Origin of the sequence: Aeromonas sp. 600886 (assembly GCF_049174935.1) — a bacterium.
GTDB lineage: Bacteria > Pseudomonadota > Gammaproteobacteria > Enterobacterales > Aeromonadaceae > Aeromonas > Aeromonas veronii_A.
In genome coordinates this window covers 25,286-39,600 of the sequence record NZ_JAAKUB010000033.1, presented here as the reverse complement: position 1 = coordinate 39,600, position 14,315 = coordinate 25,286, and the positions used below count along the sequence as shown (strand labels likewise).

The window sequence follows — 14,315 nt, the reverse complement described above, 5'->3', positions numbered from 1 at the left end:
GTTCGTTTCACACCTTGTCCCATCGGGTTCTCCATGTATTGGGGGGAAAGGTGTAAACCATATTCAGGACGGGACATAGCGGAGAGTGACCAGGGGCTTATAGCCACTGATCGCCCTCTTCCGGCTCCGGCAGCAGATCCGGGTTGCTCTCCCCGGGGATCCGTTTCTCTTCATCAGCCCACTCGCCGAGATCGATCAGCTGGCAGCGTTTGCTGCAGAAAGGTCGGAACGGACTCTGCGAGCCCCACTCCACTTCGCTCTGGCAGGTCGGACACTTTACCTTGGTGACCATAAGTACTCCTTAGCAGCAGGCGAGCTGGAATGGCACATCGCCAATCTGCTGCTCGCCCGTAGGCAGGAAGCGCAGGGCAAAACGATTCTTGTGGCCGCTCAGGGTCGGGTAGCAGAACAGATTGCCCGGCAGCTTGATGCGGATCAGCTCGGCGCTTTCGGCGGTGTCCTGGAAGAAGCCGTTGGTCGCCACCTGCTCGCTGAAGCTGCCCGATTCACGCCACAGACGCAGCAACAGGGTGATGGCGTTCATCAGCAGGGTGATGTCGCTAAGCCAGCCCTGCATCTGCTGGTGACGGGTGATGGCCGGGGTTCCGAGCCAGTGGTGCAGCTGGGGCACGTCGAAGGCACACAGGCCACCCGGGATGGAGAAGCGCTGGCGAATGGAACCGAGCAGACGATCCTCTTTCAGGCGGGCTCCCGGGCGTGGCGAGTTGAGCAGGTTGCGGGAGAGCTGGCTGCTCTCTTGCTGCATCTGTTTGATCTGCTCCAGATCGACGTCGGGCAGGCTGGCCCAGTGGCTCAGACGTTGGCCGAGACGCTCCAGATCCTTGATAAGGTCAGCGCGCAAGTCACCACGCTCCAGCAGCTCCTGCAGATCGAACAGCCCTTTGAAGAAGGCGATATGGGCCCAGGATTGCTCGCTCTCCAGATTGTCGCGAATTTGGGAAAACAGGGACTCCAGACGCAGGTAGGTCCGGCTTTTTTCATTGAGGGGAAAATCGTAAATCATGCCTAATCCTGGCCAGCCATAAACCGGCCTAGTGTACTCACTGTTGACGGGGTTGTTGAGAGGCAAATGCCAGATATGTCTCGTGTAGTGCCAAAATCCGCGTTTTTATCGCCATTTCGCTGCCATTGGCGTTCTCGATGACATCATCCGCCGCAGCTAGCCGTTCTGTCCGGCTGGCCTGTGCTGCGATGATGGCTCTGGCCTGCTCGGTGCTGACGCCATCACGGCGGCAGGTGCGCTCAATCTGGGTCGCTTCGTCCACATCGATCACCAGCACCCGGTCGGCGAGGCCGGTGAGTTTGTTCTCCACCAGCAGCGGCACCACCAGCAGGCAGTAAGGAGAACTGGCTGCGGCACACTGGCGCAGCATTTCACTGCGAATCAGCGGATGGAGCAGTGCATTGAGCCACTCCTTGGCCTGCGGGTCGCTGAAGACCCGCTCGCGCAGGGTGCGACGGTCGAGTTGACCGCTCGGCTCAATCACATCCGGGCCAAAATGGTCGGCGATGGTGGCAAGGGCCAGGGTGCCCGGCTCTACGACCTCGCGGGCGATCACATCGGCATCCACCACCTCGATACCCAGTTCGGCAAACTGATTGGCGATGGTGGTCTTGCCACTGCCGATACCACCGGTAATAGCAACTACATACATGGGGGGCCTCTTGCTCAAAGCAGGGTAGAGAGATACCAGTTGGTGATGGTATCGCCCCACAGCAGGGCAATCCAGCCCGCGATGGCGAGGTAGGGGCCGAAGGGGATGGGCTTGCCCTGATGGTGTTTGTGCAAGGCGATCAGGCTGATGCCGATCACGGCGCCGACCAGGGATGAGAGCAGCAATATGATCGGCAGCGCCTGCCAGCCGAGCCAGGCACCCAGCGCCGCCAGCAGCTTGAAGTCGCCATAGCCCATCCCCTCCTTGCCGGTGAGCAGCTTGAAGGCCCAGTAGAGGCTCCAGAGCACCAGATAGCCGACCATGGCGCCAATCACGGCATCCGCCAGCGGTACGAAGCCACCTGCCAGATTGAACAGCAGACCGCCCCACAGCAGGGGCAGGGTGAGCTGATCTGGCAGCAACATCTTGTCGAGATCGATAAAGGTGAGGGCCACCAATACCCAAGTCAGCAGCAGGGCGGCCAGTGTGCCCCAGCCCGGCGTTATGACCATGGCAACGGCCACCGAGAGCAGGGCTGTTATCAGCTCTACCAGCGGATAGCGGGCCGAGATGGGCGCCTGACAGTCGTGGCAACGCCCCTTGAGCCAGAGCCAGCTCAGCAGCGGAATGTTCTCGATGGCGGTAATGGGGTGACCACAGTGAGGACATGCGGAGCGCGGTACCATCAGGTTGTAGCGCTCTGGTGCGATGGCCTCTTCGTCGGGGGAGAAGTAGCTGCGATACTCGGCCTGCCACTCTCGCTCCAGCATGATGGGCAGGCGGTGGATCACTACGTTGAGGAAACTGCCGATCATCAGGGAAAAGATAAAAACCAGCGAAAAAAAGATCCATGGCAAGCCGTGAGCCAGCTCGAGAAGAAGTGTCATAACCAACCGTCAGTTATTGAATGAGTGAAGGGCATGGCTTTGGCTCCATGCCCTGATGAATCAACCCACCACGTCGCCAAGTTTGAAAATGGGCAGGTACATGGCGATAACCATGCCGCCGACCAGCACCCCGAGCACCACCATGATGAGGGGTTCCAGCAGGCTGGTAAGGCCATCGACCAGGTCGTCCACCTCTTGCTCGAAGATGGTGGCAACCTTGGAGAGCATATCATCGATAGCGCCGGACTCCTCGCCGATCATCACCATCTGGATCACCATGTCTGGGAAGAGATCGACGGTGCGCATTGCCACGTTGATCTGCATACCGGCCACCACCTCGTTGCGAATGGCCATAACGGCGGTGCGATAGACATAGTTGCCGGAGGCACCGGCCGCCGAGATGAGTGCATCCACCAGCGGGATACCGGCCGAGAAAGTGGTTGAGAGTGTGCGGGCAAAGCGGGCCATCGCCGCTTTGTGCAGGATCATACCGACTACCGGGATGGTGAGCACAAACTTGTCGGTATTGTCCCTTACCTTCTGGGAGGCGCGCCAGGCGCGCACATAGAGGAAGATGGCGAGCGCAGCTCCGCCGAAGAAGACATACCACCAGTTCTGCATAAAGCGTGAGATGCCGATGACAAACTGGGTGAACACCGGCAGCTCGGCGCCAAAGCTCTTGAAGATATCCTCGAACTGGGGGATGACGAACAGCAGCAGGATGGAAGTCACCACTATGGCCACCAGAATAACCATGGTGGGATAGAACATGGCCTTCTTGATCTTCGACTTGAGCGCTTCCGACTTTTCTCGATAGGTGGCGATACGGTCGTAGATGGTCTCCAGTGCACCGGATTGCTCCCCCGCCTCAACCAGATCGCAGTAGAGATCGTCAAAATGGCGGGGATGGCGGCGCAACGCCTCCGACATGGGGGTTCCGGTCTCAACATCGGAGGCGATCTCACCCATCAGCTCGCGCATGGCGGCTTTCTCGTGGCTGCGGGCGATGATCTGCAGGCTTTGCACCAGCGGTACGCCAGCGGAGAGCATGGTGGTGATCTGGCGGGAGATAATCGCGATATCCATCGGCTTGATCTTGGCGCCGCCCTTGGAGAAGAGCCCCTGGGATTTTTTGGCCACCTTGGTAACGTTTACCCCCTGCTTGCGCAGCTCCGCCTTGACGGTATTGATGCTGTCAGCCTGCAGCTCGCCGGAGACCTTCTGCCCCTTGCGATTGACCCCGTGCCAGCGGAAGGCGAAGACTTTTTTCGGGGTGTTGTTCTTTTTCGTTAGGGTTGCCATCTTTGCATCCTGCAATTGGGCGGATGGTCAGGGAGCCCCTGAACCATCTGACCTGATAAATATCCTCAAACGGCTTGGCACCATCTGGTCGCTTGCTGGTAGATCATCTTGCTCGCATCTTGGCGAGGTTTAATTGGTGGTGACCCGGTTGACCTCGGCCAGGCTGGTGACACCGAGGCGTGCCTTCTCCAGTCCCGAGGTGCGCAGGGTGCGCATGCCCTCTTTCTGGGCAATCGCCGCAATTTGCAGGGAGTTGGCCCCCTGCATGATCAATTTTGCGATATTTTCCGACATTAGCATGATTTCGTAGATGCCGACTCGCCCCTTGTAGCCACCGGAACACTCCTTGCAACCAACCGGTTTGAACAGTCGCAAGCCGGCTGCCAGCTGCTGCGGGGTAAAACCCAGTTCCAGCAGCTCGGCTTCCGGCACTACCTCCGGCGCCTTGCAGTGGTCACACAGCTTGCGGGCCAGCCGTTGGGCCATGATCAGGGTGACCGAAGAGGCGATATTGAAGGCGGGCACCCCCATGTTCATCATCCGGGTCAGGGTTTCGGCAGCCGAGTTGGTATGCAGGGTCGAGAGCACCAGGTGGCCGGTTTGTGCCGCCTTGATGGCGATCTCGGCGGTTTCGAGATCCCGTATCTCCCCCACCATCACCACATCTGGATCTTGCCGCAAGAAGGAGCGCAGGGCGCTGGCGAAGGTGAGCCCTGCCTTGGGGTTGACCTGCACCTGGTTGACGCCCGGCAGATTGATCTCCACCGGATCTTCGGCGGTGGAGATGTTTACCTCGGTGGTGTTGAGAATATTGAGGCCGGTATAGAGCGATACCGTCTTGCCCGAGCCGGTGGGGCCGGTGACCAGTATCATCCCCTGCGGTTTCGAGAGGGCTCGCAGGTACTGTGCCTTCTGGCGGTCGTCAAAGCCAAGCTGCTCGATATTGAGGCGGGCCGCCGAGGAGTCGAGCAGACGGATAACGATCTTCTCCCCCCACATGGTGGGCAGGGTGTTGACCCGCATATCCATCGACTTGTTGCGCGACAGCTTCAATTTGATGCGGCCATCCTGCGGCAGCCGCCGCTCGGCGATATCGAGCCGCGCCATCACCTTGAGGCGGGCAGAGAAGCGGTTGGCCAGATTGACTGGCGGGGTAGCGATTTCGTGCAGAATCCCGTCGATGCGAAAGCGCACCCGATATTTGAACTCATAGGGCTCGAAGTGCAGGTCGGAGGCGCCGCGCTTGATGGCATCCATCAGGATTTTGTTGATGTATTTGACGATAGGGGCGTCGTCATCGGTGGTATTGACGCTCTCGTCGAGCCGGCTGTTCTCGTCGCTTACCTCGAGGTCGGAGATCTCGGCCTCGTCGATCTCCTCCATGCCGAGGGCGTCGTTTTCGCTCTCCAGCAGTTTGCCGATGGCGGCGGTGAGCTTGTTTTCCTCCACCAGCAGCGCCTCGGTATGGAGCCCGAAGCTGAAGCCGAAGTCCTCCAGTGCCGAGACATTGGTCGGATCCGACATGGCGATATAGAGGGTATGGCCCTGGGTGTAGATGGGTAGCACATGGTGTTTCTCAATCAGCTTCTGATTGAGGTACTTCTGCGGGATCTCGGCCAAATCGAAGGCGGCAAGATCCAGCAGAGGTACCCCATACTCCAGCTCGCAAAAATCGGCGAGCGCCTTGCTGTCGAGGATGTCGTTTTCTATCAGAAAGGTCACAAAGGGTTTGCGCTGGGCCTTGGCCTGGCTCAGATAGCGCTGGGAGTCCTCTTCACTGATCAGTGAAGAGGCGGCCAGGCTTAACGCCAGGCCGCTATTAGGGCTAGAAGTCATGCGTTAGCAGAGGCCTGCGGCCTCACAGGTACCACCTCTAGCCCAGGTAACTTGCGCTCCAGCTGATATGGCATTGACTAGCGGTGTTGGAGTCAGCGTATAAGTTTCGCTGTCAAGATCAGCAGTAGCTGTGGCGGTAATGGTGCCATCTGCTGCAACGGCTACGCCGGAGACATAGCCATAAGCTGCGGGAGCAGCAGCGGTTCCTGCGTCATCACATGCTTGCGCTTTTGTATCATCAGAAGCTCCAGCAACGCATACTTCAATGGCTGTTTTGACGGGGCCAACAGCTGCAATCACTTCTGAAAATTTGGCTCGTTTGGTGTAGGTCTGATACGCCGGCAGCGCGACGGCGGCCAGAATGGCCACGATCGCGACCACGATCATCAGTTCAATAAGGGTAAAGCCTGATTGTTTCTTCATTTTGCTGTTCATGGAAAATATCCTTTTATCCTTGGTTCCTGGGAAGTGCCGGTGGAAAATCATCTGCACGTCAGTATCTTATCCGAGCTGTCAGGGGTGGCAACAGAGATTGTCCATTTTGTTAATCACACTTCTTTCATTTAGCAAAAACTTGATGCGTGTCATAAAAGAAGTGGCCTCCTATGACTCTTTCTGTGGCCGAGTTAGGGTCCGTCTGTACACTCCTTTGCCGAGGGATCCTGCATAAAGAAAAGGCGCCTCTGGCGCCTTTTGCAAGTTGTTTGTCCGGTTATATCGAGTGTTTGCTCAGGCCTGCGGGGTGAATCTCACTGCTGGATAAAGCGCATGGAGAGATCGAGCGCCCGCACATGCTTGGTGAGCGCCCCCACCGAGATAAAATCGACGCCGGTGGCGGCAAACTCGGCCAGGGTATCCAGGGTCACATTGCCGGAGACTTCCAGCTTGGCGCGGCCCTGATTGATGGCGACTGCTTCCCGCATCATGGTCACGTCGAAGTTATCGAGCATCACGATATCGGCATTGGCCGCCAGCGCCTGCTTCAGTTCTGCCAGCGATTCCACTTCCACCTCCACCGGTTTGCCCGGATTGAGATGACGAGCCTCATTAATCGCCTCGGCAATACCGCCACAGGCGAGGATATGGTTCTCTTTGATGAGGTAAGCGTCGTAGAGGCCGATGCGGTGATTCTTGCCACCGCCGCAGGTGACTGCGTATTTCTGGGCGGTGCGCAGCCCGGGGATGGTCTTGCGGGTGTCGAGCAGGCGGCAGTCGGTGCCCTCCAGTTCAGCCACATAGCGAGCGGTGAGGGTGGCGACGCCGGAGAGGGTCTGGACAAAGTTCAGCGCATTGCGCTCGCCGGTCAGCAGCAGGCGGGCAGGGCCGTGGAGGCGGAACAGCTCCTGATTGGGGGAGAGCACTTCCCCATCCTGCACCTTCCACTCCACCTTCACGTCGCCGCCGAGTTGTACGAACACTTCATCCACCCATGGCTGGCCGCAGAACACTCCGGCCTCGCGGGTGATGACCCGGGCGCTGGCCATCCGGTTGGCCGGGATCAGCTGGGCGGTGATATCGGCACTGGCGTCCGGTTGCTCCAGCGTGGTGAGGGCATCGCCCAGATCTTCGAGTAGTGCGGCGCGCACGGCGCGGCTGACATCCTGTTGAAACATGCCTTATTCCTGCAAGGGTCTGAGCAGCAGTTGCCGCTCCTTTTGAACCAGCTCCAGCCGACCGAGGGCGTTCATGCCAACCAGCACTTCGTCACCGTCTGCCGCCGGATTGATAAAGATGGCCAGATCGTACAAGGTCAATGGCCCCATCGCCAGCGTTTCGATGGTGCCGTTGCCGACCCGGATCTGCCCCGCGGCGGTATTGACCTGGCTGCTGCCATGAGCGGTCAGGCCGAGCCGCTCGGCAACCTGCTGCGGGATGGTGATACGGGTGGCGCCGGTATCGAGCAGCAGTTGCACCGGCTGGCCGTTGATGGCACCCTCCAGACGATAGTGGCCGCTCTGGTCGGCCCGCAGCAATAGCTCGCCGCTGGCGGTGACGCTTGGTTGGTTGCGGGAGTGAAAATAGAGGGTCAGCAGGCCCATCAAAGAGAGCCAGGCCAGTAACCACATCCAGCGTGCCGTGTGCTGCATACCCCATCCATATCGAGCGGAAGATGACTCAGCCTAACATACCATTTCCCTTGGATTCAGTGAGTTGGTGCCGGATTGCCTATCAGGTATCTTCGTTTTCTCGCCATTTATCAGCCAACTCGAGTAGCCGATGACTCAACTCGCTTCGCAACCTTGTTTCTCTATCGATGCCGCAGGCTGGTGCCAGCAGGCGCGCCGAGTGCCTTCTCCCCATCACAACGAGCGGGCCGCGCCGGATGATATCTCCCTGCTGGTGGTGCATGGCATCAGCCTGCCGCCGGGGGAGTTTGGTGGCCCCTTTATCGACAATCTCTTTATGGGGCGACTCGACCCGGAGGCTCACCCCTATTTTGCCTGTATCCATCAGCTGCGAGTCTCGGCCCACTGCCTGATCCGCCGTGATGGCGAGCTGGTGCAGTATGTGCCGTTTGGCGCGCGCGCCTGGCATGCGGGAGTATCGAGCTGGCAGGGGAGGGAGGCATGCAATGACTTCTCCATCGGCATCGAGCTGGAAGGGACTGACGAAATCCCCTACACCGAGGCTCAATACCGGGCATTGGCAGGGCTCACTCGAGCTATTTCGGAGCGCTATCCGGCCATCACCCACGAAAAAATTGTCGGCCATTGCGACATAGCGCCAGGGCGCAAGACGGATCCCGGTGCCAGTTTTCAGTGGGATTACTACCGGCAACTACTAAACAGCTAAAGCAAATATTAAAATTTAGTTTGGATTTTAAAATCAATGGCTTGCCGATCTGGCAGGCCATTTTTGTCTCTGGTTGCACATATGTTATTTGTGAGCGTGGTCAATAATATTGGTCAGACCATTTTCTATGAGCTAAATCATGTTTCCCCTGCTTTACCCCTTAAGTGGTGGGGTTGATTCTTGACTCAGATCATCTTTTGAGTGGACTTTTCAAAAGGCCTCTGCTAATTTTCGCCCCATCCATAAAATTGGTAATACCAATTTAACAAAGTAGCCTCATGCCCTATCGCAAGATTACGCAACCCAAGTTGGCCGACTCCATTGTCGCCGAGCTGGAACAGATGATTCTGGAAGGCAGCCTGCAGCCGGGGCAGAAATTGCCTCCCGAGCGGGAACTCGCCATCCAGTTTCAGGTGTCGCGCCCCTCCTTGCGCGAAGCCATCCAGCGACTGGAAGCGCGCGGATTGCTTTATCGCCGTCAGGGCGGCGGCACTTATGTGCAGAATGCCCTGAGCAAGGGGATCGCCGATCCTCTGTTCGAACTGCTCAGTACCCACCCGGAAGCCCGGTATGACCTGCTGGAGTTTCGCCACGCGCTGGAAGGCATCTGTGCCTACTACGCGGCCTTGCGGGGAACCGGGTCTGATTTCGAGCGCATTCGTCAGGTGCAAACCACCATCGAAGAGGCGGGCCAACTCGGTTCGCTGGTGGCCGAGTCGGCAGCCGTGACCCAGTTCTATCTGGCGGTGGCCGAGGCCTCCCACAACGTGGTGCTGCTGCACCTGCTGCGGGCCATGAGCCCGATGCTCGAACAGAACATTCTGCAGAATAACGAGATTTTGAATCGCCGCCCGGGAGTGGTAGCCAAGATACGTCGCCATCGCGCGAATCTGATCGAGGCTATTCTTTCGGGGGCTCCGGAGCGGGCCAGAACAGCTTGTCATGAGCATCTGGCCTTTATCGAGGACACCTTGTTGGATATGCAGAGGGAAGACAGCCGGATCCAGCGATCCATGCGTCGGATCCGTCAGCAGGAAAACTAATCCCACAAGGCTTTATTGTCGAATGCTTGCGCCCTTCGCCGTGCAATGCCGTGCAATCACAACAACATAGGAACCAGCCATGTCTGATATCCTGAAGAACGATGTGGACCCGATAGAAACGCTGGAGTGGCTTGCCTCTCTGGAATCCCTGCTGCGTGAAGAGGGTCCGCAACGCGCTCAGTTCATCCTTGAACAGTTGGCCGAGAAAGCCCGCGTAAGCGGTGTGGACGTGGCTGCCAAGGCAAATCGCGATTACATCAACACCATCCCGTCCAGCGACGAGCCGGACTACCCGGGTGACCTGGAGATGGAACGCCGCATTCGCGCCATCATCCGCTGGAACGCCATGATGATCGTGCTGCGCGCGTCCAAGAAAGACCTGGACCTGGGTGGTCACATGTCTTCCTTCGCTTCTTCTGCGACCATCTATGATGTCTGCTTCAACCACTTCTTCCGCGCTCGCAACGAGAAGGATGGTGGCGATCTGGTTTACTTCCAGGGTCATATCTCCCCGGGCATCTATGCTCGCGCCTTTGCTGAAGGTCGTCTGACCGAAGAGCAGCTGGACAACTTCCGTCAGGAAGTGGATGGCAAGGGTATCCCTTCCTATCCGCACCCGAAACTGATGCCGGACTTCTGGCAGTTCCCGACCGTATCCATGGGTCTGGGCCCCATCGCCGCCATCTATCAGGCTCGCTTCCTGAAGTACCTGACCGACCGTGGTATCAAGGATTGCTCCGAGCAGACCGTTTACGCCTTCCTGGGTGATGGCGAGATGGACGAGCCGGAAGCCAAGGGTGCCCTGACCGTTGCCGTGCGTGAAAAGCTCGACAACCTGGTGTTCGTGGTTAACTGCAACCTGCAGCGTCTGGATGGTCCGGTTGTCGGTAACGGCAAGGTCATCAACGAGCTGGAAGGCCTGTTCGCTGGCGCCGGTTGGGATGTCACCAAGGTTATCTGGGGTCGCAAGTGGGATGAGCTGCTGAAGAAAGACACTTCCGGCAAGCTGATCCAGCTGATGAACGAGACCGTGGACGGTGACTACCAGACCATGAAGTCCCGCGACGGTGGCTACATCCGCGAGCACTTCTTCAACCGTTATCCGGAAACTGCCGCGCTGGTCAAAGACATGACCGACGAGGAGATCTTCGCTCTGAACCGCGGTGGTCACGATCCTCGCAAACTGTTCGCCGCGTTCAACAAGGCGACCCAGACCAAGGGCAAGCCGACAGTTATTCTGGCCAAGACCATCAAGGGTTACGGCATGGGTGAAGCGGCCGAAGGCAAGAACATCGCTCACCAGGTCAAGAAGATGGAGCTGGACTCCGTGCGTCACCTGCGTGACCGCTTCAACCTGCCGGTGGCCGACGAGCAGCTGGCCGATCTGCCGTACCTGAAGATCGAAGCCGGTTCTGCCGAGCACAAATACCTGCACGACCGTCGCACTGCCCTGAAAGGCTATGTGCCGACCCGTCTGCGCGAAAGCACCACCAAGCTGGAAATCCCGGCACTGGATGCCTTCGGTCCGCTGCTGGGCGAGCAGGCGCGCGAAATCTCCACCACCATGGCGTTCGTGCGTTCCCTGAACGTGATGCTGAAAGACAAGTCCATCGGCAAGCGCATCGTCCCGATCCTCGCTGACGAAGCCCGTACCTTCGGTATGGAAGGTCTGTTCCGCCAGATCGGTATCTACAGCCCGCACGGTCAGCAGTACACCCCGCAAGACCGCGACATCGTTTCCTACTACAAGGAAGACAAGCAGGGTCAGGTTCTGCAAGACGGTATCAACGAGCTGGGCGCCATGTCCTCCTGGCTGGCTGCTGCGACCTCTTACAGCACCAACGACTGCCCGATGATCCCGTTCTACATCTACTACTCCATGTTCGGCTTCCAGCGGATCGGCGACATGGCGTGGGCAGCCGGTGACCAGCAAGCCCGTGGCTTCCTGCTGGGTGCAACCTCCGGTCGTACTACCCTGAACGGCGAAGGTCTGCAGCACGAAGATGGTCACAGCCACATCCTGGCGAACACCATTCCGAACTGCATCTCTTACGACCCGTCCTATGCCTATGAAGTGGCGGTGATCGTACAGGACGGCCTGCGCCGCATGTACGGTGAGAACCCGGAGAACGTGTTCTACTACATCACCACCCTGAACGAGAACTACGCCATGCCGGCCATGCCGGAAGGCGCCGAGGAAGGCATCCGCAAGGGTATCTACAAGCTGGAATCCGTCGCCGGTGCCAAGGCGAAAGTTCAGCTGTTGGGTTGTGGTTCCATCCTGGGGCACGTGCGCAAGGCTGCCCAGATCCTGGCCAGCGAGTACGGCATCGGTTCCGATGTGTTCAGCGTCACCTCCTTCAACGAGCTGGCCCGTGACGGTCAGGACGCGGATCGCTGGAACATGCTGCACCCGACCTCTGAAGCGCGTGTTCCCTACATCGCTCAGGTACTGGGTTCCGAAGCCACCATCGCTGCGACCGACTACATGAAGTCCTTCGCCGATCAGGTTCGCGCCTTCGTTCCGACCGAGAACTACCGCGTGCTGGGTACCGACGGCTACGGCCGTTCCGACAGCCGTGCCAACCTGCGTCGTCACTTCGAAGTGAACGAGTTCTACGTGGTGGTTGCTGCTCTGACCGAACTGGCCAAGCGCGGCGAGGTAGACAAGCAGGTTGTGGCCGACGCCATCGCCAAGTACGGCATCGATGCCGACAAGGTCAACCCGCTGTACGCGTAAGTGGATCAAGGGTCGCGCCGTCATGCGGCGTGACCCTGCCAGGATTTAAAACGGTTAACGCGAGATGTGCGTGGCGGCATCAGCCAGTCACGCGGATCGACGCAAGAGGATAAAGCACAATGTCCAAACAGATTATGGTGCCGGATATCGGCGCCGATGAAGTTGAAGTCACCGAGATTATGGTGGCCGTGGGTGACAAGGTCGAGCTGGACCAGTCCATCATCGCGGTAGAAGGCGACAAGGCCTCCATGGAAGTACCGGCCCCGTCTGCCGGTATCGTTAAAGAGATCCTGATCAAGGTAGGCGACAAGGTTGCCACCGGTTCCCAGATCATGATCTTCGAAGCCGAAGGCGCTGCCGCCCCTGCTGAAGTGGCTGCACCGGCTGCCGCTGCTCCGGCCGCCGCACCTGCCGCTGCCGTGCGCAAAGATGTGCACGTACCGGACATCGGTGACGACGAAGTGGACGTGACTGAAATCATGGTTGCCGTGGGCGACATGGTTGAAGCCGACCAGTCCATCATTGCCGTGGAAGGTGACAAGGCCTCCATGGAAGTGCCAGCGCCGTTTGCCGGTCGCGTGGTCGAGATCAAGGTTGCCGCTGGTGCCAAGGTCTCTACCGGTTCTCTGGTGATGGTATTTGAAGTGGCTGGCGCTGCGCCTGCTGCCGTTGCTGCTCCGGCTCAAGCTGCCGCGCCCGTGGCTGCTGCCCCGGTTGCCGCCGCTGCCAAAGAGGTCAACGTACCGGATATCGGTGGCGACGAAGTGGAAGTCACCGAGATCATGGTTGCCGTGGGTGACAAGGTTGAAGCTGACCAGTCCCTGATCGCCGTGGAAGGTGACAAGGCCTCCATGGAAGTGCCTGCGCCGTTCGCCGGTGTGGTCAAAGAGATCAAGGTGAAGGCGGGTGACAAGGTCTCCACCGGTTCCCTGATCATGGTATTCGAAGTGGCTGGCGCAGCTCCTGCTGCCGCGCCGGTTGCTCAAGCTGCCGCTCCGGTCGCCGCTGCCCCTGTTACTGCTGCTTCGGCTCCGGTTGCTCAGGCTGCTGCCGCTGCGACCGATTTCGTTGCCAACGACGCTTATGTACACGCCTCTCCGGCGGTACGCCGTCTGGCGCGCGAGTTCGGCGTCAACCTGGCCAAGGTGAAAGCCTCCGGTCGCAAGGGCCGCATCGTCAAAGAAGACGTGCAAGCCTACGTGAAGGATGCCATCAAGCGTGCCGAGTCCGCTCCTGCCTCTGCCGGCGTAGCCGGTGGCAACGGTCTGGGCGTACTGCCGTGGCCGAAAGTAGACTTCAGCAAGTTCGGTGATGTGGAAGAGGTCGAGCTGACCCGCATCCAGAAGATCTCCGGTCCGAACCTGCACCGCAACTGGGTCATGATCCCTCATGTCACCCAGTTCGACGAAGCCGATACCACCGAGCTGGAAGCGTTCCGCAAAGAGCAGAATGCGATGCTCGAGAAGCAGAAGGCAGACGTGAAGATCACCCCGCTGGTGTTCATCCTGAAAGCCGCCGCCAAGGCGCTGGAAGCCCACCCGCGCTTCTGCAGCTCCCTGTCCGAAGATGGCAGCAAGCTGATCATGAAGAAGTACATCCACATCGGTGTGGCGGTAGATACCCCCAACGGTCTGGTTGTGCCCGTGGTGCGCGATGTTAACAAGAAGGGCATCATGGAGCTGTCTCGCGATCTGGCCGAGATCTCCAAGAAGGCCCGTGCAGGCAAGCTGACCGCTGCCGACATGCAGGGCGGTTGCTTCACCATCTCCAGCCTGGGTGGCATCGGCGGTACCAGCTTTACCCCGATCGTCAACGCGCCGGAAGTGGCCATCCTCGGTGTTTCCAAGTCCGAGATGAAGCCGAAGTGGAACGGCAAAGAGTTCGCGCCGCGCCTGATGCTGCCGCTGGCTCTGAGCTACGACCACCGCGTGATCGATGGTGCCGATGGGGCTCGCTTCATCACCACCATGAACGGCGTGCTGTCCGACATTCGTCGACTGGTCCTGTAAGTGAGAGGGCGGGCCCAGAGCCTGCCCTT

General features: G+C 59.0%; 13 protein-coding genes. 4 read left to right on the top strand and 9 right to left on the bottom strand.

Going from position 1 to position 14,315, the window contains the following annotated elements; genetic code table 11:
- Nucleotides 1-97: 97 nt before the first annotated feature.
- The 9 genes from yacG to G5179_RS19440 form a co-directional block, all read right to left on the bottom strand.
- A complete protein-coding gene (gene yacG, locus G5179_RS19480; RefSeq protein ID WP_421258944.1) occupies nucleotides 98-292 on the bottom strand; it encodes a DNA gyrase inhibitor YacG in 195 nt (64 codons plus the stop codon).
- 9 nt (nucleotides 293-301) lie between these two features.
- Entirely contained in the window at nucleotides 302-1,024 is a 723-nt protein-coding gene (gene zapD / locus G5179_RS19475; protein ID WP_216952203.1) for a cell division protein ZapD, read from the bottom strand.
- A 37-nt stretch (nucleotides 1,025-1,061) separates the two neighbouring features.
- Nucleotides 1,062-1,676 carry a dephospho-CoA kinase gene (gene coaE / locus G5179_RS19470; protein ID WP_421258943.1) on the bottom strand — a complete coding sequence of 205 codons (615 nt, stop codon included), beginning with the start codon at nucleotides 1,674-1,676 and terminating at the stop codon, nucleotides 1,062-1,064.
- A 14-nt stretch (nucleotides 1,677-1,690) separates the two neighbouring features.
- Nucleotides 1,691-2,563, bottom strand: a complete 873-nt coding sequence (locus tag G5179_RS19465) for a prepilin peptidase (protein WP_421258942.1) — start codon at nucleotides 2,561-2,563, stop codon at nucleotides 1,691-1,693.
- Nucleotides 2,564-2,623: 60 nt separating this feature from the next.
- Nucleotides 2,624-3,865, bottom strand: a complete 1,242-nt coding sequence (locus G5179_RS19460; protein ID WP_227341827.1) for a type II secretion system F family protein — start codon at nucleotides 3,863-3,865, stop codon at nucleotides 2,624-2,626.
- Nucleotides 3,866-3,994: 129 nt separating this feature from the next.
- A complete protein-coding gene (gene tapB, locus G5179_RS19455; protein ID WP_421258941.1) occupies nucleotides 3,995-5,701 on the bottom strand; it encodes a PilB family type IVa pilus assembly ATPase TapB in 1,707 nt (568 codons plus the stop codon).
- Between the two features lie 3 nt (nucleotides 5,702-5,704).
- On the bottom strand, nucleotides 5,705-6,136 hold the full coding sequence (locus G5179_RS19450; protein ID WP_421258940.1) for a pilin: 432 nt from the start codon (nucleotides 6,134-6,136) through the stop codon (nucleotides 5,705-5,707).
- A gap of 314 nt (nucleotides 6,137-6,450) precedes the next feature.
- Nucleotides 6,451-7,314, bottom strand: a complete 864-nt coding sequence (nadC, locus tag G5179_RS19445) for a carboxylating nicotinate-nucleotide diphosphorylase (RefSeq protein WP_421258939.1) — start codon at nucleotides 7,312-7,314, stop codon at nucleotides 6,451-6,453.
- Between the two features lie 3 nt (nucleotides 7,315-7,317).
- Complete coding sequence (locus G5179_RS19440) at nucleotides 7,318-7,788, bottom strand: retropepsin-like aspartic protease family protein (RefSeq protein ID WP_040068932.1); 471 nt, start codon at nucleotides 7,786-7,788, stop codon at nucleotides 7,318-7,320.
- 130 nt (nucleotides 7,789-7,918) lie between these two features.
- On the opposite strand from G5179_RS19440, the gene ampD reads away from it, so the two are divergent.
- The 4 genes from ampD to aceF all read left to right on the top strand — a co-directional run bounded on the left by ampD (nucleotide 7,919) and on the right by aceF (nucleotide 14,286).
- Nucleotides 7,919-8,494, top strand: a complete 576-nt coding sequence (ampD, locus tag G5179_RS19435; RefSeq protein ID WP_421258938.1) for a 1,6-anhydro-N-acetylmuramyl-L-alanine amidase AmpD — start codon at nucleotides 7,919-7,921, stop codon at nucleotides 8,492-8,494.
- A gap of 278 nt (nucleotides 8,495-8,772) precedes the next feature.
- Nucleotides 8,773-9,537, top strand: coding sequence for a pyruvate dehydrogenase complex transcriptional repressor PdhR (gene pdhR / locus G5179_RS19430; RefSeq protein ID WP_159144446.1), 765 nt, complete (start codon nucleotides 8,773-8,775; stop codon nucleotides 9,535-9,537).
- A gap of 79 nt (nucleotides 9,538-9,616) precedes the next feature.
- The gene (gene aceE, locus G5179_RS19425; RefSeq protein ID WP_040068936.1) at nucleotides 9,617-12,277 is read left to right on the top strand and encodes a pyruvate dehydrogenase (acetyl-transferring), homodimeric type; all 2,661 of its coding nucleotides are present in this window, start codon (nucleotides 9,617-9,619) and stop codon (nucleotides 12,275-12,277) included.
- 119 nt (nucleotides 12,278-12,396) lie between these two features.
- A complete protein-coding gene (aceF, locus tag G5179_RS19420; RefSeq protein WP_216952196.1) occupies nucleotides 12,397-14,286 on the top strand; it encodes a pyruvate dehydrogenase complex dihydrolipoyllysine-residue acetyltransferase in 1,890 nt (629 codons plus the stop codon).
- The last annotated feature ends 29 nt before the right edge of the window (nucleotides 14,287-14,315 follow it).